Genomic DNA, 21,405 nt, shown 5'->3' on the forward strand with positions numbered 1-21,405 from the left:
GCCGATCCCGGTGGTGCTGCCGCACACGCCCGGCATCGACGTCGCCGGCACGGTCGACGCGCTGGGCGAGGGTGTGGATGGTCTCGCCGTCGGTGACGAGGTCGTCGGCTTCCTGCCGATGGACCGGCCCGGCGCGGCTGCCGAGTACGTCCTCGCCCCGGCCGAGGCGCTGACCGCGGCGCCGGGGAGCGTGCCGCTCGCCGACGCCGCCGCGCTGCCGCTGGTGGGACTCACCGCGTACCAGGCCCTGTTCGACCATGGCAAGCTGACGGCTGGGCAGCGCGTGCTGGTCAACGGCGCCCTCGGAGCGGTCGGCGGCTACGCGGTGCAGCTGGCCGGAAACGCCGGTGCCGACGTGATCGCCGTCGACCGCACCACCGGCGACGTGTCGACGGTGGTGACCGAGCCGGTCGACCTCGTGCTGAACCTCGCCCCGATCACGCCGGAGCAGCTGGCGGCGCTGCTGACGCTGATCCGCCCGGGCGGGGCACTGGTGAACACGACGGTGTGGATGCCGGCACCTTCCGACGAGGAACGCGGCGTGCGCGGCATCGACCTGTTCGTCCGCAGCGACGCCGATCAGCTGGCGGAGCTGGTCGCGCAGGTCGACCGCGGCGAACTGCGCGTCGACGTCGCCGAGCGGGTGCCGCTGGCCGAGCTGGCGGCCCTGCACGCGCGCGCCGCCGAGGGCGGCGTGCACGGCAAGGTCGTCGTCCTTCCTCGATCCGCCTAGCTGGTGAAGGTGAACCAGTTGATGTTGACGAAGTCCGCCGAGCTCCCGGAGAAGGTCAGGTAGAGGTCGTGCACGCCGGTGGCCGGGGCGACGACGTTGGCCGGCACGGTCTGCCACTGCTGCCAGCCGCCGTTGTTCGCGAAGTCGATCTCGGCGACCACCGGGCCCGTCACGCTGTCCAGGCGGGCCCGGATGGCGCCGCTGACCCCGGCGGCCGCCCCCGAGGCGAGGCGGGCGACGAACTGGTTCGGCGAGCTCGACCCGAAGTCGACGCGGGCGTACTTCAGCCAGTCGCCGTTCGCCAGCCAGCCGACGTCCACCCCGCCGCCCGTGTCGCCGCACGTCTCGTTCTGCGTGCCGCTCTGGGCGTTGTAGGCCTCCGCCTGGATGGTGGAGTACGCGCTCGTGCCGCCGGAGCCGGGCGGGGTGGTGGTGCCGCCCGCGCCCGGTCCGAGCGAGACCGTCCAGGACGTCGGGGCCGGGTCCTGGAGGTGGCCGTCGACGGGCTGGGCCCCGGTCGGGCCGACGTCGTCGTACGGGAAGGCGTAGCCGATCGAGGCGTACTGGTGCACCAGGCGGGCGTAGTGGTTGGTGGTGGCGTCCCGGTAGTACTGCGCGGGTGGGACGCCGTCGGGCTGGTTGTTCCCACCGGCCACCAGCAGGCTGCTGCGGTTCAGCGCGGCGGCCAGCCGGGCGGCGACCGCGCCCCGGGCGTCGCTGCCGGAGTTGTACAGCGGTCCGCTCGCGCAGCCGAAGATGTCCGCCGCGCTCGGCTTGGTGAACGGCACGCCGTTGGTGTTCAGGCCGCCGAACACGATCGCGTCGCCGCTGACCGTGCCCGAGTAGGAGCCGATGCCGCCTTGGCCGTTGATCGTCAGCGGGGTCGTGCGGTAGTGGTCCCAGACGGCGTTGAGGTAGTTCGTCCAGTAGCCGCCGAAGTCGACGGGGGAGTGGCCGGGCGCGAGCACCCGCACCACCTTGCCGGCGCTGTCGGTGACGACGAGCCGGTCCCACGGCGCGCCGTCGGTGCTGTGCTGCGCGCGCAGCCCGTCCGCGATGCTCCCCAGGGCGCCGGACGGCAGCGGGCTGACCGACTGCGCGCCCGCCGCGCCGGTGGTGGCCATCGACACCGGCAGCGCCACCATGTCGACGTAGCTGATGTTCGCGTAGAGGTTCGCGCTGTTGTAGGTGAACTCGCAGAACGTCCAGTTCGTCTGCCAGTTCGGGTCCGAGCTGGTGAAGCCGGGCTGCACCAGGCCGGGCCCGGGGTTGACGAAGAACTGGATCTTCTTGTCGACCGAGAACCACACCCGGCCGCCGATGAGGTAGTCGGTCAGCGTCACCGTGAGCTGGGACCCCGAGCCGCCGAGCGGGATGGCGTAGTCCGGGACCGGCGTCACCGGCGAGGAGGGATTGGGCAGTGCCTGGAACCGGCCGTCGGCGGTGACGAAGCCGGGGCGGCCCGCGGTGTCCGAGCCGCTGATGTAGGCGTAGACGGTACCGCCGCCCGAATTGTTCTTCAGCGTCAACGGCAGGGCCGCGGCGGCTCGCGCGCGCGGCGTGGTGACGGCGGACCACAGCGGCGTGCTCGCCGCGGCGGCGACCAGGCCGGCGGTGACGAAGGTACGCCTCGACAGCATGGCACCTCCTCGGAACGGGCGGCTTCCGCGCGGCCGGCCGGCCCCGCGTCCACCGGGACGGTGACCGGACGGTAGGTACGCGGTCCGGCGGGGTCAACATGCGGCGGCCCGGCTCGGGTACGGACGGCCCTCGAAGCTGCCTCATGTTGCCCGGACCAGTGCTGCCGGTGGTCCGGGTACCGTCCTTTGTGGACGGCGCGGTCAGCGGTCGCGCGGCGCGGGCAGCCCGGCGGCGGCCAGCGCCGCCCAGAGCGGCTTCGCGCCGACCCGCGGGGTCGCCAGCCCTTCGACGAACCGGCAGCCGAAATCGCCGGCGGTGAGGGTGGTCGTCCGCCCTTGGGTGTCGACGAACCGGAGCCGGAAGCTGGGCCCCATGTCGGCGGTGCAGATCGGGTCCGACGGCGGTTCCGGCAGGGCACACGCCGCGGCGGCGACCTTCTTGATCGCGGCCGCGTCGGTGGTGCGGTCTTCGCCGCGCGTGCCTTCCGCCGTGGCGGGCAAGGGCGGGTAAAGGGGCCCGCTGTCGACGAGTTCGCGGGGTTCGTAAGAGGCCGAGCACAGCGCGTCGGCCGACCCGGGCGACGCGTTGGCGCCACAGGCCACGGCGGTCAGGGCGAGAAGGATCGCGCCCGGGACGGCGGACAGCCTTCGCATGGGATGTGCCTCCTTCGATCCGGTGCTTCCCGGACGGAACGAGGAGGCCACCGGGTTGCACGCACCCGGCGGCTAGGGGTGGACTCCCTCGGCGAGGATGACGTCGGCGAGGTTGTCCATCGCGCGGGTCATGTCGGCGCGCAAGCCGGCCGCGACGATGCGGTGGACGAGCGGGCCGAGTGGCCCCAGGCCGAGGCGGTACCGGACGGCATACGTCATCAGCGTGCTCTCCGAACCGTCGGCGCGGGTGATCGGCTCGAACTCGAACACGTTGGTCAGGTCCTGCAGCGGTGCGAAGCCGACTCCGGTGTCGACGCGGCGGGACAGCGGGTCGATCTCGCGGACCGTCCAGGTGGACCGGGTGGTCAGCGGGCCGAGCGACTTGTTGCGTTCGCGGTAGGTCCGGCCGATTTCCGCGGTGCCGTGGTGGTCGGTCACCTCCAGGACGGTCGGGACCCACTCGGCGTAGCGGTGGGTCGCGGAGATCACGCCCCACACCCGCCGGACCGGGTGGGGGATGATCGCCTGCTCGGAAACGGTGTAGTCGCGCACCATCGTCCCCTTCACTCGTGGCCGAGGACGGCGCGGGCGGCGGTTTCGCCGGAGCGGACCGCGCCGTCCATGTAGCCGTTCCAGTGGTCCGCGTGCTCGGCGCCGGCCCAGTGCACCCGGCCGAACGGCCGGTCGCGCCAGGGGCCGAGCTCGGTCAGGACGCCGGGCCCGGGCACGGACGTCGGTCCGCCGCGGGTCCATTCCTCGCCGACCCAGTCCTGCTCGAAGTACTCCACCGGGCGCAACGCGGCTTTCCCCACGGCGGCGGCGAAGGCGCGCAGCACGGCGGCGCGTCGTTCGCGCGGCGGCCGGGCCGCCCAGGCGTGCCACTGCGGGCCGCCGAGGAAGCCCATCAGGACGCCCGGCTTGCCGTCGGGCGGGGAGTTGTCCCACATGGAACAGATCGGTGCGGCGCGCCGGAACACGGCTTGGCCGTTGAGCCCGTCGGCCCGCCAGAACGGCTCCGGGTACACGGCTTCGCACTTCATCAGCGCGCCGAAGGTCATCCGGGAGAACAGCGCGTCCTGCTGCGGTGGCAGCAAGGGGTGCCAGGAGATCCGGGCGGCCAGTACCGGCGGGACGGCGACGACGACGTGCCGTGCGCTCCAGGTGTCCACATCGGACTTCACCGTCACCCGGTCGTCGTCCTGCTCGATCGCCCGCACCGGAGCGCCGAGCACCACGCGTCCGTCGAGCTCGTCGCCGATGCGTTGCGAGATCAGCTGGGAGCCGCCGGCGAAGCGGGACTCCTGCGCTCCGCCGGTGACGCCGATGCCGCGTTCGACGGTGCCGGGGGTGGTTTCGTTGCCGAAGCCGGCGATGTACCAGAGGCTGTAGAGCAGCGACGCGCCGGCGGCGCTGCCGCCGTAGGCCGAGCCGAGCAGCACGTTGACCAGGTCCAGCGCGCCGGTGCCCGCCGTGGTGTGCCGGAGCCAGCTTTCGAACGTCATGCTGTCCCACGCCCGCGCCTTCGGGGCGCGCCACGGCGCTTCCAGGGGGATCTTCCCGGCCAGCTGGTTGATCCGCCGCATGGCGATCGCGAGGTCGGGCAGGGCCGGCGGGTCCGGCGGGATGTCGCCGCGGTACCGGCGCGCCCGGTCGCCGTTGACGTAGACCGACGCTCCCTCGGTGTGGGCCGGGAACGTCTCGACGCCGACCTGCTTGGCCAGCGCGAGGATGTGGTCCTGGGTGGGGCCGGCGAACTGGCCGCCCGCCTCCACCACCTTGCCGTCGCCGAGGTCGTGGTTCACGGTGCGGCCGCCGACCCGGTCGCGGGCTTCGAGGACGACGACGTCCCGGCCGGCCGCGGTCAGCTCGCGGGCGGCGGTGAGCCCGGCGAGGCCCGCGCCGACCACGACGACGTCAGTGCGGCGCATCGGCGGTCTCCAGCGTGGGCGTGGCCGCGGCGAAGGCGTCGGCGGCCGCCAGGTCGAACTCGCCGTGGTCGCTGCCCAGCCCCTGGGCGACCAGGGCCGCGGCGGCCGAGCCGAGCACGGCGGCGTCCCGCGGCGACCGGCCGAGGCCGATGCCGCGGAGGAAGCCCGCGGAGAACGCGTCACCGCAGCCGGTGGTGTCGACGACGTCGACCGCGAACGCGGGGACCGCGATCACCTCGTCCGCGGTGATCACCAAGGCACCGCGGGCTTCCCGGGTGACGGCGACACAGCCGACGCCCTGGCCGAGCAACGCGCGGGCGCCGTCTTCGAGGGTTTCGGCGCCGGTGAGCCCGAGGACCTGCTGCTCGTTGGGCAGCAGGTAGTCCAAAGAGGACAGCGCGGGGGCGATCCAGGCCAGGATGCCGGGGTCGCCGGGGGCGAGCAGGTCGGCCGAGGTGACCACCCCGGCCGCCCGGGCCGGGGCGAGGATCTTCGCCGCGTTCTCCCCGCCCATCAGCTCGGGTGCGCCGAGGTGCAGGTGGGTCGCCCGGGCGACCTCGGCTTCCGCGATGTCGCCGGGCCCGTAGGTGAGGTTCGCGCCCGGCACGTGGAAGGCGGGCCGGCTGCCGTCGGGCCGGATCGGCAGCACCGACGCCGAGGTCTGCACGTCCTCGCGGCGGACCACCAGGGACGTGTCGATGCCGTACCGGGTCAGCATGGCCAGCAGCAGGTCGCCGATCGGGTCGGTGCCGATCGCGCCGGCGGTGCGGACGGCCGCGCCGAGCTTGGCCAGCGTCAGCGCGGTGCCGGCCGCGGTCCCGGCCGGGCCGAACCGGATCTGCTCCACCAGGGCCGCGCCCTGGCCGTCCGGGATGGCTTCGACCGGCCGCACCTGCACGTCGAACACGTGCGCGCCGAGCGTGATCACCGTTTGCGTCACAGATCCTCCTCGATCCGTCGGGTGCTGCCGTAGCCGCGCCGCAGCGCGGCTTCGATCACCGCGGCCTGCTGGGCGGTGTCCAGGGCTCGGGGCGTGCCGATCGACGCGGCGTTCCGGTAGAGCTCGCAGGCCCACTCGAGCAGCAGCGCGTTGTCCACCGCCGCCTGGAGCGTCGGGCCGTGCACGACGGCGCCGTGGTTGGCCATCAGCGCCGCCGACTTGCCTTCCAGCGCGGTCCACACGTGCTCGGCCAGCTCGTCGCTGCCGAAGACGGCGAAGGGGGCGACCCGCACGGCCCCGCCGAGCAGGAGCTGCTGGTAGTGCACGCACGGGAGTTCGTCGAGCACCAGCGACACCGCGGTGGCCTGCGGCGAGTGCGTGTGCACCACCGCACCGGCGCCGGAACGGCGGTAGAGCCCCAGGTGCAGTTCGAGCTCCGACGTCGGCGCGAGCTCCCCGGCGACGACGGCCCCGGTCAGGTCGACGACGGTGACCTGCTCCGGCGTGATACGCCCGAGCACGGCGCCGGTCGCGGTCACCGCGACGTGCTCGCCCACGCGCACGCTCACGTTGCCCGCGGTGCCGATCAGCAGCCCGGCGGCGGCCAGGTCGTGGCAGGCCGCGACCACCGCGTGCCGCTCGGCCTGCAGGAGCACTGTCCCCTGAGTCATCGGCTCAGCGTAGGCTCAACATGAAACAAAGTCACGTTCATGTTCGGGCGGCCCCGGATGCAGTGAGGAGCCACGATGAGGAAATGGGCGATCCTGGCGCTGCGGGCGGCGATCGACAACGCCTGGTGGGCGGGGCTGACCGTCGCGGGTACGCCGGCGCGTTCGTGGCCGCGTTGACGGCGCTCGGGGCGCGGGTGTTCTTCAAGGACGCCCTCACCCGGCGGATGGCCGCCGGCGTCGGGCTGATCGCCGCGGGCGTGCTGATCATCGAACTCGGCGCGGCCGCGCACTGACGGGAGTGGTGGGATGGCGCCGCTGGTGAACCGGACGATCCTGATCGTCGGTGCGTCCTCGGGCATCGGGGCCCAGGTGGCCCGCGACCTCGCCGGCCACGGCAACCGGGTGGCGATCGTGGCCCGGCGGGCGGCGGAGCCGGCGGCCGTCGCCGCCGACGTCCGCGCGGCGGGGAGTGCCTGCCTCGACCTCGTGGCCGACGCGCTCGACCCCGCCGCGGCGGCCGCGGTGGTGGCCGAGGCCGGGGTCGAGGACATCGCCCGGGTGATGGCGCTGAACCACGACCTCACCGTGCACTGCCTGGTCCCGCTGATCGCGCAGCTGCGCCGGCAGCGCGGTGGCTTGGTCGCCCAGACCAATTCGCTCGCGGGCTTGATGGAATCCCGCGCCAGGGACCGTATTCGGCCGCGAAGGCCGCGGTGCGCCTCCTGATGGACGCGGCCCGGGTCGAGCTAGCGCCCGAGGGAATCCGGTTCACCTCGCTGTACGGCCAGTTTCCGCAACACCGGCCCGGAAACGGACACCGGCACCGCCCGCAGCACGCGGACCAGCGCGGACGTCGTCCACGGGCGCTGACCGGATCCGCCGTGCCCCGCCCGCGGGCCGCGGTGAACCGGACGCGCCCGTGGCCCGTGTAGCGGGCGGGTGTGGAGCGGAAGCACGGGAGATCGCCTGATGACTGCCATCGAGGAAAGCCGCCGCGCGGGCCGGAAGCCGGACGAACGGCCGGGCTGGAATGCCGACCCCGTCCTCGTGCTGACTTTGGTCCTGTTGGCCGGATTCCTGGCGCAGGGCCCGGTTCGGCGGCTGTTGTCCGCTCCGGTCATGCAGAGCTGGATGACGGTGTTCGTGGCGGTGGTCGTGCAGGCACTGCCCTTCCTCGTCCTCGGCGTGCTGCTGTCCGCCGGGCTCGCGGTCTTCGTGCCGCCGTCCTTCTTCACGCGCGTGCTGCCGAACCGGCCGTCGCTGGCGGTGCCGGTCGCCGGGCTGGCCGGCGCGGTCCTGCCCGGCTGCGAATGCGCGTCGGTGCCCGTGGCCGGCGCGCTGGTGCGCGGCGGCGTGCAGCCCTCGGCCGCGGTGGCGTTCCTGCTGTCGGCGCCGGCGATCAACCCGGTGGTGCTGACGGCGACCGCCGTCGCGTTCCCCGGGCAGCCGGGGATGGTCGTCGCCCGGTTCGCCGCGAGTCTCGCGGCGGCGTGCGTGATGGGCTGGCTGTGGCAGCGCCTCGGCCGTCCGGACTGGCTGCGTCCCCGAGCGCACGAGCACGGCGACGGCGGACCGAGGGGAGCGGTGTTCTGGGGGTCGGTACGGCACGACGTCATGCACGCGGGCGGGTTCCTCGTCGGCGGCGCGATGGCCGCCGCGACCCTCAAGGCCGTGGTGCCCGCGAGCTGGCTGCAGGCCGCGGCGGGCCATCCGGTCGTGGGGGTGCTGGCCCTGTCGGCCCTCGCGGTGCTGCTGTCGATCTGTTCGGAGGCCGACGCGTTCGTCGCGTCGTCGCTGACGCAGTTCTCGCCGACGGCGCGGCTGGCGTTCCTGGTCGTCGGCCCGATGATCGACCTGAAGCTGTTCGGGATGCAGGCCGCCACGTTCGGCCGCGGGTTCGCGCTGCGGTTCGCGCCGGTGACCTTCGTCGTGGCCGCCGGGGCCGCGATCCTGACCGGGGCGGTGCTGCTGTGAACCGGACCGTGCAGGCGATCCTGCTGTTCCTCGTCGGCGGGGTCCTGCTCCACGCCGGCGTGACCGGGCTGTACCTGCGGTACGTCAAGGCCGGGCTGCGCCCGGTGGTGCTGGCGGCCGGCGTGGTGCTGGTGATCGCGGCCGTCGCGACCGTCTGGTACGCGCGGCGCCGCCCGGCCGGGCCGCCGGCGCCCCGGATCTCGTGGTTGCTGGTGCTGCCGGTGTTCGCACTGATCCTCGCCGCGCCACCGGCGTTGGGCTCCTACAGCGCGATGCGCGCCGGCACGGCGGTGACGGCCCCGCGGATCGTCACCCCGCTCCCGGACGGCGACCCCGTCCGGCTGACGGTGATCGACTACGCGGACCGCGCGGTCTACGACCACGGCCGGTCGCTGGCCGGCCGGACCGTCGCGATCACCGGGTTCGTGGCCTTCGACCCGGGTGGCACGCCGTACCTCGTCCGCATGCTCCTGAACTGCTGCGCGGCGGACGCCCAGCCGGTGAAGGTCGGCCTGACCGGCCGGGTTCCGCCGGTGCTCCAGCCCGATTCGTGGCTGGAGATCACCGGCGGCTACAGCGCCGAGCAGGCCGTGGACCCGGTCAACGGCGGAACCATCCCGTTCGTCGACGTCGCCCGGGCCCGGCCCGTCCCGCCGCCGGCCGATCCCTACGAAAGCCTCGGCTGACGGCGCGGCCGGCACCCGCGCAGCTACCGGCCCGCCTGCGGGCCGATCATCGAGTTCACGTCGATCGGCGACGGGATGGCGCCGAGCTGTAACAGCAGGTCCGGGACCCGTTGCAGGCGCCGGGAATCCAGGACCGCGCCGTAGCCCGGCAAGGTGAGCAGCTTGGCCGTGTCCTCGTCGATCTTGGCGAAGCGCACCAGCAGCGGCTCGACCTTGGCGCGGTCGAACGTGGCGTCGTGGGTCGCCTTCTGCATGGCCCGCTGGAACGCGGCCAGGGTCTTCGGGTTTTCCTTGACCCACTTCCGCGTGGCGCCGTAGCCGGTCAGCGGGAAGTCCTGGGTGGCTCCGCTGTTGACGTCGATCACCGGGATCGCGCCGGCCGTCTTGGCGGCCTGCGTGATGTACGGCTCCGGCAGGTACGCGGCATCGGCCTCCCCCTGCTGCAGCGCCGCGGCGATGTTGGGCAGCGCGATCAGCACCCATTTCACCTTGCTGAAGTCGACGTTGTGGTCTTGCATGATCGACCGGGTGAGAAGATCCGAAGCGGTGTTCTTGGCCGTGATGGCGATCTTCGCGGTGGCCAGGTCGGCGATGGTTTTCACCGGCGAATTCGGGACCGTGACGATCGCATTGGACTTCGCGTTGACCGACGTCGCGTCCGCGACCAGCTGCATGTCGGCGGCGCCGGTGCTGCGGGCGGTGAAGAACGGCGGATAGGTCGAGAACGCGATGTCGGCGTCGCCCGAGATCGACTTCGCCAACGAGGCCTGACCGCTGGCGGCGATCACGGACTCGACGGTGAGGCCCTCGGCCCGGAAGTAGCCCTCGTCCTGGGCGAGCCAGAACGGCGCGAGGTCCGTGGTGGGCAGGATCGAAACCTTCAGCGTCGTTTTCTCCGGCCCGCCGCCGCTCGACGAGGCGCCCGGGCCGGTGGCGCCGAGTGCGCCGCAACCGGTTACGACCGTGACGACCGCGAGAGCGAGCGCGGCACGCACACGACCACTGTTCCTGACGATTCCAAACAAGGTCTGCTCCTCGAAGGAGATGACAGTTGAGGTACCGGCTCCAAGGAAGGTGGGTGATTCACTCCCCGGCGTCAGGCGGGCCACTGTAGGGACCCCCGGCAGCCCTTGACAACGCGTGATGGCGCCGGAACCGGGAATTCACCAGAATGGCGGCACGAATTCTTGATCGCGATCTCGGCGGTCGCGGGCCGCGAGGTTGCTCGGCGTGAAGTTCGACGAGGGCGCCGGTGGAGTGCGAAAACCGTGGCCCGAGGGACCCCGGCAAAGCGGAAAACAACGGCTCGGCCGGGAAATCCGCACCGGAGAACCGGCCGTGGTCGCGGCCCGCGAAATCGAACCGGCCACGGGTATTGGCGGAGTTGTCTGCGAAATCAGGCAATGTCCGCGGTGGCTTCGAGGGGGTGCTGCCCCGGTCTCGTTGACGCAGCGTAGTCAAGGGCGGGAGGGGTCGCCGCCCATCAATGTGGCGACGATTTCCCGGTGCGGCACCGCATCCGGTGGTGTCCCGCCCCGCCGGCCGCGCCTTGTCCGGGGGCGCCGCGCGGCCGGCGACCGCTGCTTGGACGGCGGATTGCCCCATTCGGGACGGGCGAGTGAATCACGTCCGGATCACGAATCGGGGCATTTGCCTAATGGGAGGTTTCGCGGCCGGGAACTCGGGACTACCGCCCGGCGTTCCGCCGTGGCCAAGTGCGCCCCTTGTTGGGGAACGGGTTTTACTTCTAAAATCCCCCGTGTGCGACCGCTTACGGAGGGTACCGAGCTGCTGGTCGGCCGGGACAGCGAGCTGTCCCGGCTGGTCGCTTGGATCCGTGACGTCGCCGCGGGCCGGGGCCGGGCCGTGCTGGTCGACGGCGAGCCCGGGATCGGCAAGTCGGCGCTCGTCCGGTCCGCCTGCGCGGCCGCCACCGACGCGGGCTGCCAGGTGTACTGGGGCGCGGGCGACGAGCTCGGCCAGGCGCTGCCGCTGCTGCCGCTGCTGGACGCCCTGGAGATCACGCCGGTCACGCGGGATCCCCGTCGTGACGCCGTTTCCGAGCTGCTGGGCGGCGGCGCCGTCGCGGGCAAGGGCGCCGACCTCGCCGCCGCGGCCGCCGAACGGCTGATCGCGCTGGTGGACCAGCTCTGCCAGGACGGCCCGGCCGTGCTGGTCGTCGACGAGCTGCAGTGGGCCGACAGCACGACGGTGGCGGTGTGGAGCCGGCTCGCCCGCCTGGTCCGGCAGCTCCCGCTGCTGCTGATCGGGGTGCTGCGGCCGGTGCCGCGCCGCGACGACCTGCGTTCGCTCTTCCGGATCGTCCGGCCGGCGGAACGGCTTCGGCTGACCCGGCTGGCGGAACCCGCGGTGCTCGAGCTGGTGGCCGCCCTGGCCGGTGGCAAGCCGGGCGCCCTGCTGGAGGAGCTGGCCGCGGGTGCCGCCGGGAATCCGTTGTACCTCACCGAATTGGTCGACGCGCTGACCAGGAGCTCGTGCCTGGAGGTCGATCCCGAGGGCGTCGCGGAGCTGACCGGCGCGGCCACGCCGGATTCCCTGCCGGAAGCGATCGCGGACCGGCTGGGCTTCCTCACCGAGCCGGCCCGGGGCGTGCTGCGGACCGCGGCGCTGCTCGGCGTCGGCTTCTCGGTCGCGGACTTGGTGACCGTGACGAACTCTTCGCTCGCCGACCTGCTGCCCGCGCTCGACGAGGCCCGCGCCGCCGGCGTGCTGGTGGCGGCCGGCGACGACCTCGAGTTCCGCCATCCGTTGATCCGCACGGCGTTGTACGACGAAATGCCGACGGCGGTCCGGATCGCCTGGCACCAGTCCGCCGCGTGGGCGCTGGCCGAGGCGAACGCCCCGGTCGAGCGGGTGGCGCGGCAGCTGCTGCCGATGGTGTCCACAACGGACAGTCGCGTGCCGGTGCCGGACTGGGCCGTGCGCTGGTTGCTCGACGTGGCCATGCCGCTGATCGGCCAGGCGCCCGTGGTCGCCGTCGCGCTCCTGAGACGGGCGGTGCGGGACGCGCCGCTCGACGACGCCGTGACCGGCGCGCTGGCCTGCCGGCTGGCCGACGCGTACTACCGGGTGGGCAACGTGGCCCAGGCCGAGCGGATCGCTTGCCGCGCACTGGATCGCGTCCGTGATCCCGACGTGCGCGTCGACCTGCACACGACGGTCGTCCAGAGCCGCGGGACGGCCGGCCGGGCCGCCGAGTCCCTCCCCGCGCTCAACGAGGCACTGACCCAGCCGGGGCTGCAGGCCCGGCACCGGGCCCGGTTGCTGGTGCTCATCGCGCGGATCCGGCGTGTCCTCGGCGAAGTCGACTCCGCGGGGCGGGCCGCGTCCGCGGCGCTGGCGGAGCTCGGCTCGGCCGAAGACCGCTGGGCGGCCGGGTGGGCGCTGCACGTGCTGGCCCAGGGCGCGATGGCGCGCGGCGAGTGGGCCGCCGCGCTGCCGCTGTTCGAGCGCGCGATCGCCATCGTGCGGGGCGATCCCACGCTCATCGAACTCACCTTGCTGCTGCGCATCAACCAGTCGGTCACCTTCGGCGCGCTCGACCGCTACGCCGACGCGCTCACCGCCGCCGGGCAGGCGCGCGACCTGGCCGAGCGCACCGGCAGCGAGGCCCGGCTGACCCAGGTCCAGAGCGCGATCGGGCAGCTGATGCTGGGCGCCGGCCGGTGGGACGACGCGCTGGCCGAGGTCGACGTCGTCCCGGACGACCAGAAGGACCCGGGCGTGGTGTGCGGCGACCACGGCGTCGCCGCGATCATCCACCTCCACCGCGACGAGCCGGCCGCGGCCCGCCACCACCTCGACGTCGCCGCCCTGCATTCGGAACGCGCCGGCGACGAGGTGGTGGAATCCCTGGTCCGGGCCAGGAGCCTGGCGTTCGAGCACGCCGGCGCGCCGGAGCGGGCGCTCGCCGTGCTGACCGCCGTGCCGGCGGGCGAAGACGCGGGGGAGGAGCGGCTGGGCGACGCCGTCCGGCTGGCGATGGCGATCGGCGACGTGCGGACCGCGGCGGAGATCGAGGCCCGGGCGCGCGGGATCGCCGCCGAGTCGGCGGTTCCGCACCGCCGCGCGCTCGCGCTGTACTGCCGCGGCCTGCTCGAGCGGGACGGGACGATGTTGCTGCGAGCCGCCGACGGCTACGCGGACGCGGGCCGGCCGCTGTCCCGGGCCAAGGCCCTGGAAGCGGCCGCGCTCGCCTTCGCCGACGCCCGGACCGAGGACCGCGGTTCGGCGCGGGCCGCCTTCACCCACGCCATCGACCTCTACGCGGAACTGGACGCGCAATGGGACGTGGCGAGGCTGCGCGCCCAATTTCGGGCGCTGGGCATTCGGCGCGGCCCGAAGGTGAAGCACCGCCAAGCCACGCACGGCTGGGACAGCCTCACCCCGACCGAGGGCCGGATCGCCGCGCTGGTGGTGGAAGGCCTGTCCAACCCGCAGATCGCGGGCCGCCTCTACCTGTCCCCGCGCACGGTCGGCACGCACGTCTCGCACATCCTCACCAAGCTGGGCGTGCATTCGCGCATCGACATCGCCCGGGAAGCGGCCCGCCACCAGTCCGCCTCCGGCTGAGCCGAACCCGAACCGACCGTCCCGGTACGCGAGCCGACTCCCCGGGGTGCGCGAGCCGACCGTCCAAGTACGTGAACCGACCCTCCCGGCGCGAGAAACCCGCGGGTTCGACCGTCGCGAATGACTCATGCGGGACCCCGGACGTCCCGGACGAGTCATTCGCGACACCGGCGACGGCGGCTCAAGCGGCGACTTCCGGAGCGTCGTCCTGGGGATGCACGGCGAGCGGCGGGGTGGTCGCCGAGGCCGGCGCCGGAGCCGGAGCGGGCGCCCGGCGGAACACCGCGATGTGCCCGCTGACCATCTGACCGGGCAGGACCGCCAGGACCAGCATCAGCGGGGTCCGCCATCCGCCCGTGCCCGTGTGCAGCCAGCCGCAGAGCAGCACGCCGAACCCGGCGATGACGTACCCCACGCCCTGGACCACGGCGGACAACGCCACCGAGCTGTCCTTGCTGCGCAACGAGATGGTCGTCAGGACGAACGCGAGCGCCCCCATGCCCGTGCCGGTGGCCGCGGCCCACACCCACGGTGCGGCCGCGGGCGCGAGGAGCAGGCCGGTCACCCCGATCACGTTGGGCGTGGCCAGGATGACGACGAGCGCGGTCTGGTTGCGCCAGCGGCGCGTCCAGCCCGGCACCAGCCACATCATCGGCAACCCCATGGCCATCGACAACGCCAGGCACGCACCGGCCGTCGTCGAAGGGACACCGGCGCTGCGCAGGATGCCGGGCAGCCAGCCCATGACCAGGAACGTCACCGTCGAAATGAGTCCGAAGTGGATGGTCAGGGCCGAGGCCCGCACCGTCCCCGGGGCCGTCCGCGGCGACACGAACTCGCCGGGCGTGCGCTGCCACACCTGCTGGGCCAGCAGCGCCGTGGTCGCCCACACGCCGAGGGCGACCCGCCACGACGACGTCATGATCGCCGTGGGCGTGACCAGCGCACCGGCCGTGCTGCCCACCCCGAGCCCGAAGGTGAAGGCGGCGGACCCCTGGGCCAGCAACGGCAGCATGGTCCCCAGCACGGCGATGGACAGGCACGCCAGTGCCGTCCCGACCAGGAGTTCCACCGAGCCCCCGAGGACCCGTCCGGCCAGTGACAGCACCAGCCCGATGAGCGCCACGGTGACGGTCCGGTGGGTCCCCACCCGGCTGCACAGCCACGGCGTCGCCCAGCCGCCGAGGCCGATCGCCCACAGGGGCAGGGCGACGAGCACCGCGGCGACGAGGCCACCGGCGACGGAGATGTCCGGTAGCGCGGCGCCCAGGCTGGTCACGGCCGGCCGCAGGTTCAGTGCGAGAACGAAGATGACCAGAGTGGAGACGGTGGTGGTAGCACGCGACATCGCTCCTCCTCGGCGTCGAGGCCGGAGCGTCATACTCCGTAGAACAATGTTTCGTGGTGGGCGCAATCCAGACATCCGTCACCTGACGGATGAACGAACTTCGTTACCTCTCAACGGATATGTCCGGTCCGATGGGCCTGCGGATGGGCGTGCATCGGCACGGCCGAGCGCCTCGTCTGCCGAAGACGCCCCTCGGTTCGGTCACCTTCCGTGTGTGCGGAGCCCCGTTGCCGGGCGGGATCCGCTCGGCCGGCGCAGTGGGGAGGCCGGGGATGCCCGGTTCGCTACTGTCGAGAACCACCGCCCCGACGCGCCCCGCCTCGACGCCGTGCGTGAGCTCCTGGACCGGGCGTGGAGGCCGTCGTGGCGGATCTGTCCGATGTGGAGCAGACGCGGCATCTCGCCGGCTGGGTGCACCCCGCGGCGGTCAGCCGGCCAGCCGGGGGAACAGCTCCCGCACGCCGCGCCGCAGGTCGTCGAGGGCCGCTTCCTCGCCCGCGAGGTGCCGCAGCAGCGCCTGCTGGAACAGCCCGTCGAACAACGCGTAGGCGTCGGACGCCGAGCAGGTCGGCCGGGTGCCCGCGAGGTCGGCGTAGGCGCTCACGTTGCGCCAGATCATGTCCCGCAGGCTGTCGTCGATTTCGGCGACGTCGTCGCGGAACGCGGTCTCGAACAGGGACTGGGTGCGCAGGTCGTACCACATGCGGTGCATCAGGGGCGCTTCGCCGAGCGCGGTGGCCAGGCCGTCGGCGCAGGCGGCCGCCAGTTCCTCCGGGGTGGCCGCTTCGCCGACGCCGCCTTCGTAGCGCTGGACGCACGCCGCCTTGTAGCGGCGCACGCAGTAGGTGATCAGCTCGACCTTGTCGGCGAAGTAGTAGTGCAGCAGCCCGTGGGAGAACTTCGTGTGCTCCGCGATCGTGCGCAGGCTGGTGCGGGCGTAGCCGAGGTCGGCCAGCGCCAAGAGCGCCGCGTCGGCCAGTTCCCGGCGGCGGTCCTCGAACTTGTCGGCTGGGGTCCGGCGCCTCACGGCGGGTGCGCTGGTCACGGACCCGAAGATACCATCCGGCCGTCTTCTGACCAATCGTCCAAGAAAATCTTGACATTCGTCCAAACGGCGGTCATGGTCGTCACCAGCCGCCGGCGAAGTCGGGAGGGACGACGATGTCTCTGTTCTTCTACCTGGAGAAAGGCGCCTCCCTGGACCCCGGGGCGCCCTGCTTGACCCTCGACGGGGTCTCCCGGTCCTATCGCGAGGTCGTCGGGCTCGCCGAGGCCGTCGCCCGCGCGCTGCGGCGCTCGGGCGTCGCGCCGGGGGACAAGGTCGGCATCCTCTCGGCCAACGACCCCGCCGCGTTCACCTGCGTCTTCGGCATCGCCCGCGCCGGCGCGGTCTGGTGCCCGGTCAACCCGCGCAACGCGGCCGCGGAAAACGCCGAGCTGCTCGACCTGTTCGACTGCGGCACGCTCATCTTCCAGCCGGCCTTCGACGACTTGGTGGCCCGGATCGCGCCGCGGCTGCCGAAGCTGACCACGCTCGTCCGCCTCGGCGACGGCGACGACCTCGCGCCCGGCTTCCGGGAGTGGCTCGACCAGGCGGAAGACGACCCCGCCGCGGTGGCCGCCCCACCGGACGACGTCGTCGCCCTGGTCGGGACGGGTGGCACGACCGGGCGACCCAAGGGCGTCATGCTCACCGACCGCAACCTCGAGGCGATGTCGGCGATCACGCTGATGAGCTACCCGTTCGAGGGCCGCCCCGTCTACCTGGCCCTGGCGCCGCTGACGCACGCGGCCGGCGTCCTGTGCTTCCCGGTGCTGGCCCGCGGCGGCGAGGTCGTGATCATGGCGAAGCCCGACGTCGGCCGGTTCCTGGAGCTGATCGAACGCCACCGCGTCACCCACACGTTCCTGCCCCCGACGCTGATCTACCTGGTGCTCGGCCACGAAGCCCTGGACACCACGGACCTGTCGTCGCTGCAGTGCTTCTGGTACGGCGCGGCGCCGATGTCGGCGACCCGGCTGGCCGAAGCCCTCGACCGCATCGGGCCGATGGCCCAGCTCTTCGGCCAGTCCGAGGCCCCGATGATGATCTCGACGATGTCGCCCGCCGAGCACCGGCGTCCCGACGGCACCGTCCACACCGGACGCCTGGCGTCGGCCGGCCGCCCGTCGCCGCTGGTTACGGTGGCGATCCTCGACGGCGACGGAAAAGCCGTCCCGCAAGGCGAACGCGGCGAGATCTGCGTGCGCGGCTCGCTGGTGATGGCCGGCTACTACCGCGATCCCGAAGCCACCGCGGCGGCCTCGGCCCACGGCTGGCACCACACCGGCGACATCGGGTTCCTCGACGCCGAAGGCTTCCTCCACATCGTCGACCGCGCCAAGGACATGGTCATCACCGGCGGCTTCAACGTCTACTCCGCCGAGGTCGAACAGGCGGTGCTGGCCCACGACGCGGTCCGCGACTGCGCCGTGGTCGGCCTGCCCGACGACAAGTGGGGCGAGCGCGTCACCGCCGTCGTCCAGCTCCGGCCCGGGACCCGGCTGGAGGCCGCCGAGCTGATCGCGTTCGTCAAGGAGCGCATCGGCAGCGTGAAAGCCCCGAAACAGATCGAGATCTGGCCGGACCTGCCCCGCTCGACCGTCGGCAAGGTGCTGAAGGCCGAGATCCGCACCACCCTCACCGCCGGTTGAAAGGGAACACCATGAAACTCGCGCTCTACCTGCCGAACTTCCGGGACAAGGTGACCGTGCGGGAGCTCGAAGACCTCACCGCGCTCGCCGAGGACCTCGACTTCGACTCCGTCTGGACGCTCGACCGGATCATCGTCCCGGAGACGTCGGACACCCAGGAGATGCAGTACGCCTTCGGCATGATCGAAGGCTTCCCCAAGGGCCTGCCGGTGAGCTCGCGCGGCGAGTTCCTGCAGGGCATGCCGCTCATCCCGTGGCTCGCGGCGAAGACGTCGAAGGTGCGGATCGGGATGAGCATCATCGACACGCCCTACCGTTCGCCCGGCGTCCTCGCCGCCGAGCTGGCCACCATCGACCACCTGTCCGGCGGCCGGCTCAACGTGGCGGTCGGCTCCGGCTGGATGCCCGAGGAGTTCGCCGCCGCGAGCGCGTCGCACATCTTCCCGAAGCGGCACAAGCACGTCCGGGAAACCCTGGAGATCATGCAGGGCATCTGGACCAACGACCTGTTCGAGTACCACGGCGAGTTCGCCGACTTCCAGCGCAGCGGGTTCGGCGCGAAACCGGTGCAGAAGCCGCACCCGCCGATCTTCTTCAGCGGGCTCAAGGACGCGAAGCGCTCGGCGAGCCGGATCGCGAAGTACGGCCTGTCCGGCTGGATCGGCATCCAGGACTCGCCCGAGGACATCGCGCGGTGGCGCGCCGGGATCCAGCGCGAGCTCGAGGCCCTCGACACCCCGCGGTCGGTCGACGACCTCGAGATCGCCAGCATGATCTGGTTCGTCATCACCGACCAGGACATGGACCAGAGCCCGCTGGGCAAGGGCACCAACCTGCTCGTGGGTTCGCAGGCGCAGATCACCGACCAGCTCAAGCGCTACCGGGAAGCCGGGCTGACGATGCCGTTCCTGTGGCCGCCCTTCCAGGACGTCCCGGTGGCGAAGACGCTCGACGACATGAAGCGCCTCAAGGAAGAGATCCTCCCCAAGATCGACGCGATGTGAAAGGGACCAGCATGTCCGAACTCGAAGGAAAGCGCGTCTTCGTCACCGGCTCCGGGGCCGGCATCGGCAAGGCGATCGCCGCGCTGTGCACCGAACGCGGCGCCCGGGTCGTGATCAGCGACGTGAACGCCGACGCGGCCAAGCAGGCGGCCGGGGAGATCGGCGCCGCGGGCGTCGCGAACTGCGACGTCACCGACGAAGCCCAGGTCCAGGCGGCGATCCAGCAGGCGGTCGACCTCCTCGGCGGCCTCGACGTCCTGGTCAACAACGCGGGCATCGAGGTGTCGTCCCCGCTGCTGCAGCAATCGACGGAGAGTTTCGACAAGATCTTCGCGGTCAACGTGCGCGGCACGTTCGTGACGATGAAGGCGGCGATCCCGCACCTGGTCGAGTCGAAGGGGAACATCGTCAACATCGCGTCGATCGCGGGCCTCGGCGGCAGCCCGCTCCTCGGGTCGTATTGCGCGACGAAGGCCGCGGTCATCCAGCTCACCCGGGTCGCGGCGGTCGAGATGCGGCCGGCGGGGGTGCGGGTCAACGCGGTCTGCCCGGGCTTCGCGGACACGGCCATGGTCGAGCGGCTGGTCCCGGACTTCGAAGCGGCCACGCAGGTCCCGTTCGGTGATCTGGTGGCGGCCAAGCAGGGCCGGCTCGGCACCCCGCGGGACATCGCGGAGGTGACGGCGTTCCTGGCGTCGGACCGGGCGAGCTGGATCACCGGCAGCCACTACGTCCTCGACGGCGGGCTGACCGCGTCCCTGGTGTGAACCCCCGAGGCCCGGCCGGTCCGCGACGGACCGGCCGGGCCTCGCGTATTTCCCCGGTCTTCCGGTCCGTTGCCGCCACGAACGAGTCAATGACGCGCGGTCAGCGACCCTGCGGAGGTCACTCGATGGTGTCAGGAGGTGGAAAGCCGGACCGGCCCGGCAGTAATTTCTGCTCCCGCGCGGCGTAGAACGCTGCCCTGGCCACGGGGCACCTTCACGGCGGCACGGGCCAGGGCCCTTGAGCCACCGCGAATCGGCGGTCGTGCGGAAACGGAAATGGGAGTCGACAGCAGAGTGACCGTCACCGAAGAGATCACCACGCTTCTGCACCGCAACTTCGGCATCGAACCGGAGGCCGTGCGGATCGAGGCGTCGTTGCACGACCTGGGGATGGATTCTCTTGCCCTCGAGGAATTGCGCGTCCTGCTCGAGGAACGCCTGGACATCGACCTCGAAGACGTCGAGCTGACCTCCCGGGAGACCGTGGGGCAGCTGGCGACGGTGGTCGACGAGAAGACCGCCCGGTGACGCCGCGTCCGGCTGCGGCGGTCACCGGGCTGGGCCTGGTCACCGCGGCGGGCGTCGGTGCCGGCGCCGCGTGGCAGGGGGTGACCCGGTCCGGCGCCCCCACCGGCGTCCGCCACCGGGCGGAACTGCAGGGCCTGTCCTGCGATTTCCTGTACACCATCGACGATCTCGACACCGAGAGCGTGCTGGGCGTGCCGGCCCTGCGGATGATGGACCGGTTCTCCCAGCTCGCCGTGATCGCGGCCCGGGAGGCGGTGGCCGACGCCGGTCTCGACACCTCGGTGTGGGAAACGGACCGGGTCGCGGTCGTCATCGGCTCCGCCCACGGCGGCCTGCCGTTCTACGACCGGCAAAGCGCCGTCCTCGCGGAGAAGGGCGCCCGGCGGGTCTCGCCGAAACTCGCGCCGATGACCACGGTGAACAGCGCCGCCAGCAGCGTGTGCATGGACCTCGGCGCCCGGGGACCGAGCCTGAGCGTCTCCACCGCGTGTTCGTCGGGCACGGTCGCGATCGGGACCGCGCTGCAGCTGCTGCGCGGCGGCGCGTGCGACATCGTCATCGCCGGCGGCGCCGAATCCGTGTGCTCCCGGTTGCTGATCGCCAGTGCCTGCCAGATGCGAGCGGTGTCCACCCGCCGGGACGATCCGGCGACGGCGTGCCGCCCGTTCGACGCCGACCGCGACGGGTTCGTGGTGGGGGAGGGCGCCGGTCTGGTCGTGCTGGAGCGGCCCGAGCACGCCGCGGCGCGCGGCGCGCGGATCCGGGCGGGCATCGCGGGTTACGGCGCGTCCAGCGACGCGTACGCGGCCGTGGCGCCGGATCCCGAAGGCGCGGGGATCGAGCGGGCGCTGCGGACCGCACTGGCCGACGCGGGCGTGGCGGCGGCCGAGGTGGGCCACGTCAACGCCCACGGCACGTCCACCGTGATGAACGACCTGATCGAGGCCACCGTGCTGCACCGGGTGCTCGGCGACCGGCCGCTGGTGACCTCGACCAAGGCGATGACCGGGCACGCGCTCGGTGCGGCCGGCGGCATCGAAACCGCGCTCACCGTGCTGGCCCTCGAGCGGCAGCTGGTGCCGCCCACCGGCAACTTCCGGACGCGGGACATCCGGATCCCGGTCGACGTCGTCGCGAAGGAAGCCCGGCCCGCCGCGTTCGAGTGCGCGGTCAAGACGTCGATGGGCTTCGGCGGTCACAACGCCGCCCTCGTCCTCACGAAGAGCTGCTGAGCCCGGTCCCGGA

At 72.6% G+C, this 21,405-nt stretch carries 20 protein-coding genes; 11 read left to right on the forward strand and 9 right to left on the reverse strand.

What is annotated here, in order from left to right; translation table 11 throughout:
• The coding region (locus tag C2L58_RS41675; protein WP_103343124.1) for an NADP-dependent oxidoreductase at window positions 1-733 on the forward strand (733 nt) is incomplete at its 5' end.
• Here C2L58_RS41675 and C2L58_RS41680 read toward each other — a convergent pair.
• From C2L58_RS41680 to C2L58_RS41705, 6 genes are all read right to left on the reverse strand, one after another.
• On the reverse strand, window positions 730-2,373 hold the full coding sequence (locus C2L58_RS41680; RefSeq protein WP_103343125.1) for a beta-1,3-glucanase family protein: 1,644 nt from the start codon (window positions 2,371-2,373) through the stop codon (window positions 730-732). The genes C2L58_RS41675 and C2L58_RS41680 overlap by 4 nt on opposite strands.
• A 201-nt stretch (window positions 2,374-2,574) precedes the next feature.
• Window positions 2,575-3,027 (reverse strand): hypothetical protein, encoded by a 453-nt coding sequence (locus C2L58_RS41685; RefSeq protein WP_103343126.1) that lies wholly within the window; start codon window positions 3,025-3,027, stop codon window positions 2,575-2,577.
• A 72-nt stretch (window positions 3,028-3,099) separates the two neighbouring features.
• On the reverse strand, window positions 3,100-3,579 hold the full coding sequence (locus C2L58_RS41690; protein ID WP_103343146.1) for an SRPBCC family protein: 480 nt from the start codon (window positions 3,577-3,579) through the stop codon (window positions 3,100-3,102).
• An 11-nt stretch (window positions 3,580-3,590) separates the two neighbouring features.
• The gene (locus tag C2L58_RS41695) at window positions 3,591-4,955 is read right to left on the reverse strand and encodes a flavin monoamine oxidase family protein (RefSeq protein ID WP_103343127.1); all 1,365 of its coding nucleotides are present in this window, start codon (window positions 4,953-4,955) and stop codon (window positions 3,591-3,593) included.
• Window positions 4,942-5,895 (reverse strand): carbohydrate kinase family protein, encoded by a 954-nt coding sequence (locus tag C2L58_RS41700; RefSeq protein ID WP_103343128.1) that lies wholly within the window; start codon window positions 5,893-5,895, stop codon window positions 4,942-4,944. The genes C2L58_RS41695 and C2L58_RS41700 overlap by 14 nt, the downstream gene beginning before the upstream one ends.
• Window positions 5,892-6,551: a class II aldolase/adducin family protein gene (locus C2L58_RS41705; protein ID WP_103343129.1), complete on the reverse strand. Its 660-nt coding sequence runs from the start codon at window positions 6,549-6,551 to the stop codon at window positions 5,892-5,894. The genes C2L58_RS41700 and C2L58_RS41705 overlap by 4 nt, the downstream gene beginning before the upstream one ends.
• 179 nt (window positions 6,552-6,730) lie before the next feature.
• Here C2L58_RS41705 and C2L58_RS51350 point away from each other — a divergent pair, with 179 nt between their 5' ends.
• From C2L58_RS51350 to C2L58_RS41725, 4 genes are all read left to right on the forward strand, one after another.
• Window positions 6,731-6,859, forward strand: coding sequence for a hypothetical protein (locus C2L58_RS51350; protein ID WP_255410629.1), 129 nt, complete (start codon window positions 6,731-6,733; stop codon window positions 6,857-6,859).
• 13 nt (window positions 6,860-6,872) lie between these two features.
• Window positions 6,873-7,292 carry an SDR family NAD(P)-dependent oxidoreductase gene (locus C2L58_RS41715; protein ID WP_233226224.1) on the forward strand — a complete coding sequence of 140 codons (420 nt, stop codon included), beginning with the start codon at window positions 6,873-6,875 and terminating at the stop codon, window positions 7,290-7,292.
• A 243-nt stretch (window positions 7,293-7,535) separates the two neighbouring features.
• Window positions 7,536-8,540, forward strand: a complete 1,005-nt coding sequence (locus C2L58_RS41720; RefSeq protein WP_103343130.1) for a permease — start codon at window positions 7,536-7,538, stop codon at window positions 8,538-8,540.
• Complete coding sequence (locus C2L58_RS41725) at window positions 8,537-9,226, forward strand: TIGR03943 family putative permease subunit (RefSeq protein ID WP_103343131.1); 690 nt, start codon at window positions 8,537-8,539, stop codon at window positions 9,224-9,226. Before C2L58_RS41720 ends, C2L58_RS41725 begins: the two co-directional genes overlap by 4 nt.
• Window positions 9,227-9,249: 23 nt before the next feature.
• On the opposite strand, the gene C2L58_RS41730 is transcribed toward C2L58_RS41725, so the two are convergent.
• Window positions 9,250-10,251, reverse strand: a complete 1,002-nt coding sequence (locus C2L58_RS41730) for an ABC transporter substrate-binding protein (protein WP_103343132.1) — start codon at window positions 10,249-10,251, stop codon at window positions 9,250-9,252.
• Between the two features lie 736 nt (window positions 10,252-10,987).
• Between C2L58_RS41730 and C2L58_RS41735 the strand changes: the two genes are divergently transcribed.
• Window positions 10,988-13,819: a helix-turn-helix transcriptional regulator gene (locus tag C2L58_RS41735; protein WP_103343133.1), complete on the forward strand. Its 2,832-nt coding sequence runs from the start codon at window positions 10,988-10,990 to the stop codon at window positions 13,817-13,819.
• A gap of 181 nt (window positions 13,820-14,000) precedes the next feature.
• Here the strand turns inward: C2L58_RS41735 and C2L58_RS41740 are convergent, their stop codons facing one another.
• On the reverse strand, window positions 14,001-15,167 hold the full coding sequence (locus C2L58_RS41740) for an MFS transporter (RefSeq protein WP_103343134.1): 1,167 nt from the start codon (window positions 15,165-15,167) through the stop codon (window positions 14,001-14,003).
• A 427-nt stretch (window positions 15,168-15,594) separates the two neighbouring features.
• A complete protein-coding gene (locus C2L58_RS41745) occupies window positions 15,595-16,212 on the reverse strand; it encodes a TetR/AcrR family transcriptional regulator (protein WP_103343135.1) in 618 nt (205 codons plus the stop codon).
• A 116-nt stretch (window positions 16,213-16,328) separates the two neighbouring features.
• Between C2L58_RS41745 and C2L58_RS41750 the strand changes: the two genes are divergently transcribed.
• From C2L58_RS41750 to C2L58_RS41770, 5 genes are all read left to right on the forward strand, one after another.
• Window positions 16,329-17,861, forward strand: a complete 1,533-nt coding sequence (locus tag C2L58_RS41750; protein ID WP_103343136.1) for an acyl-CoA synthetase — start codon at window positions 16,329-16,331, stop codon at window positions 17,859-17,861.
• 11 nt (window positions 17,862-17,872) lie between these two features.
• The gene (locus C2L58_RS41755) at window positions 17,873-18,865 is read left to right on the forward strand and encodes an LLM class flavin-dependent oxidoreductase (protein ID WP_103343137.1); all 993 of its coding nucleotides are present in this window, start codon (window positions 17,873-17,875) and stop codon (window positions 18,863-18,865) included.
• An 11-nt stretch (window positions 18,866-18,876) separates the two neighbouring features.
• Complete coding sequence (locus C2L58_RS41760; protein WP_103343147.1) at window positions 18,877-19,632, forward strand: SDR family NAD(P)-dependent oxidoreductase; 756 nt, start codon at window positions 18,877-18,879, stop codon at window positions 19,630-19,632.
• A 294-nt stretch (window positions 19,633-19,926) separates the two neighbouring features.
• On the forward strand, window positions 19,927-20,160 hold the full coding sequence (locus C2L58_RS41765; protein WP_233226225.1) for a phosphopantetheine-binding protein: 234 nt from the start codon (window positions 19,927-19,929) through the stop codon (window positions 20,158-20,160).
• Window positions 20,157-21,392, forward strand: a complete 1,236-nt coding sequence (locus tag C2L58_RS41770) for a beta-ketoacyl-[acyl-carrier-protein] synthase family protein (protein WP_103343139.1) — start codon at window positions 20,157-20,159, stop codon at window positions 21,390-21,392. Before C2L58_RS41765 ends, C2L58_RS41770 begins: the two co-directional genes overlap by 4 nt.
• Window positions 21,393-21,405: the final 13 nt, after the last annotated feature.

It is taken from the genome of Amycolatopsis sp. CA-126428 (assembly GCF_002904335.1).
Lineage (GTDB): Bacteria > Actinomycetota > Actinomycetes > Mycobacteriales > Pseudonocardiaceae > Amycolatopsis.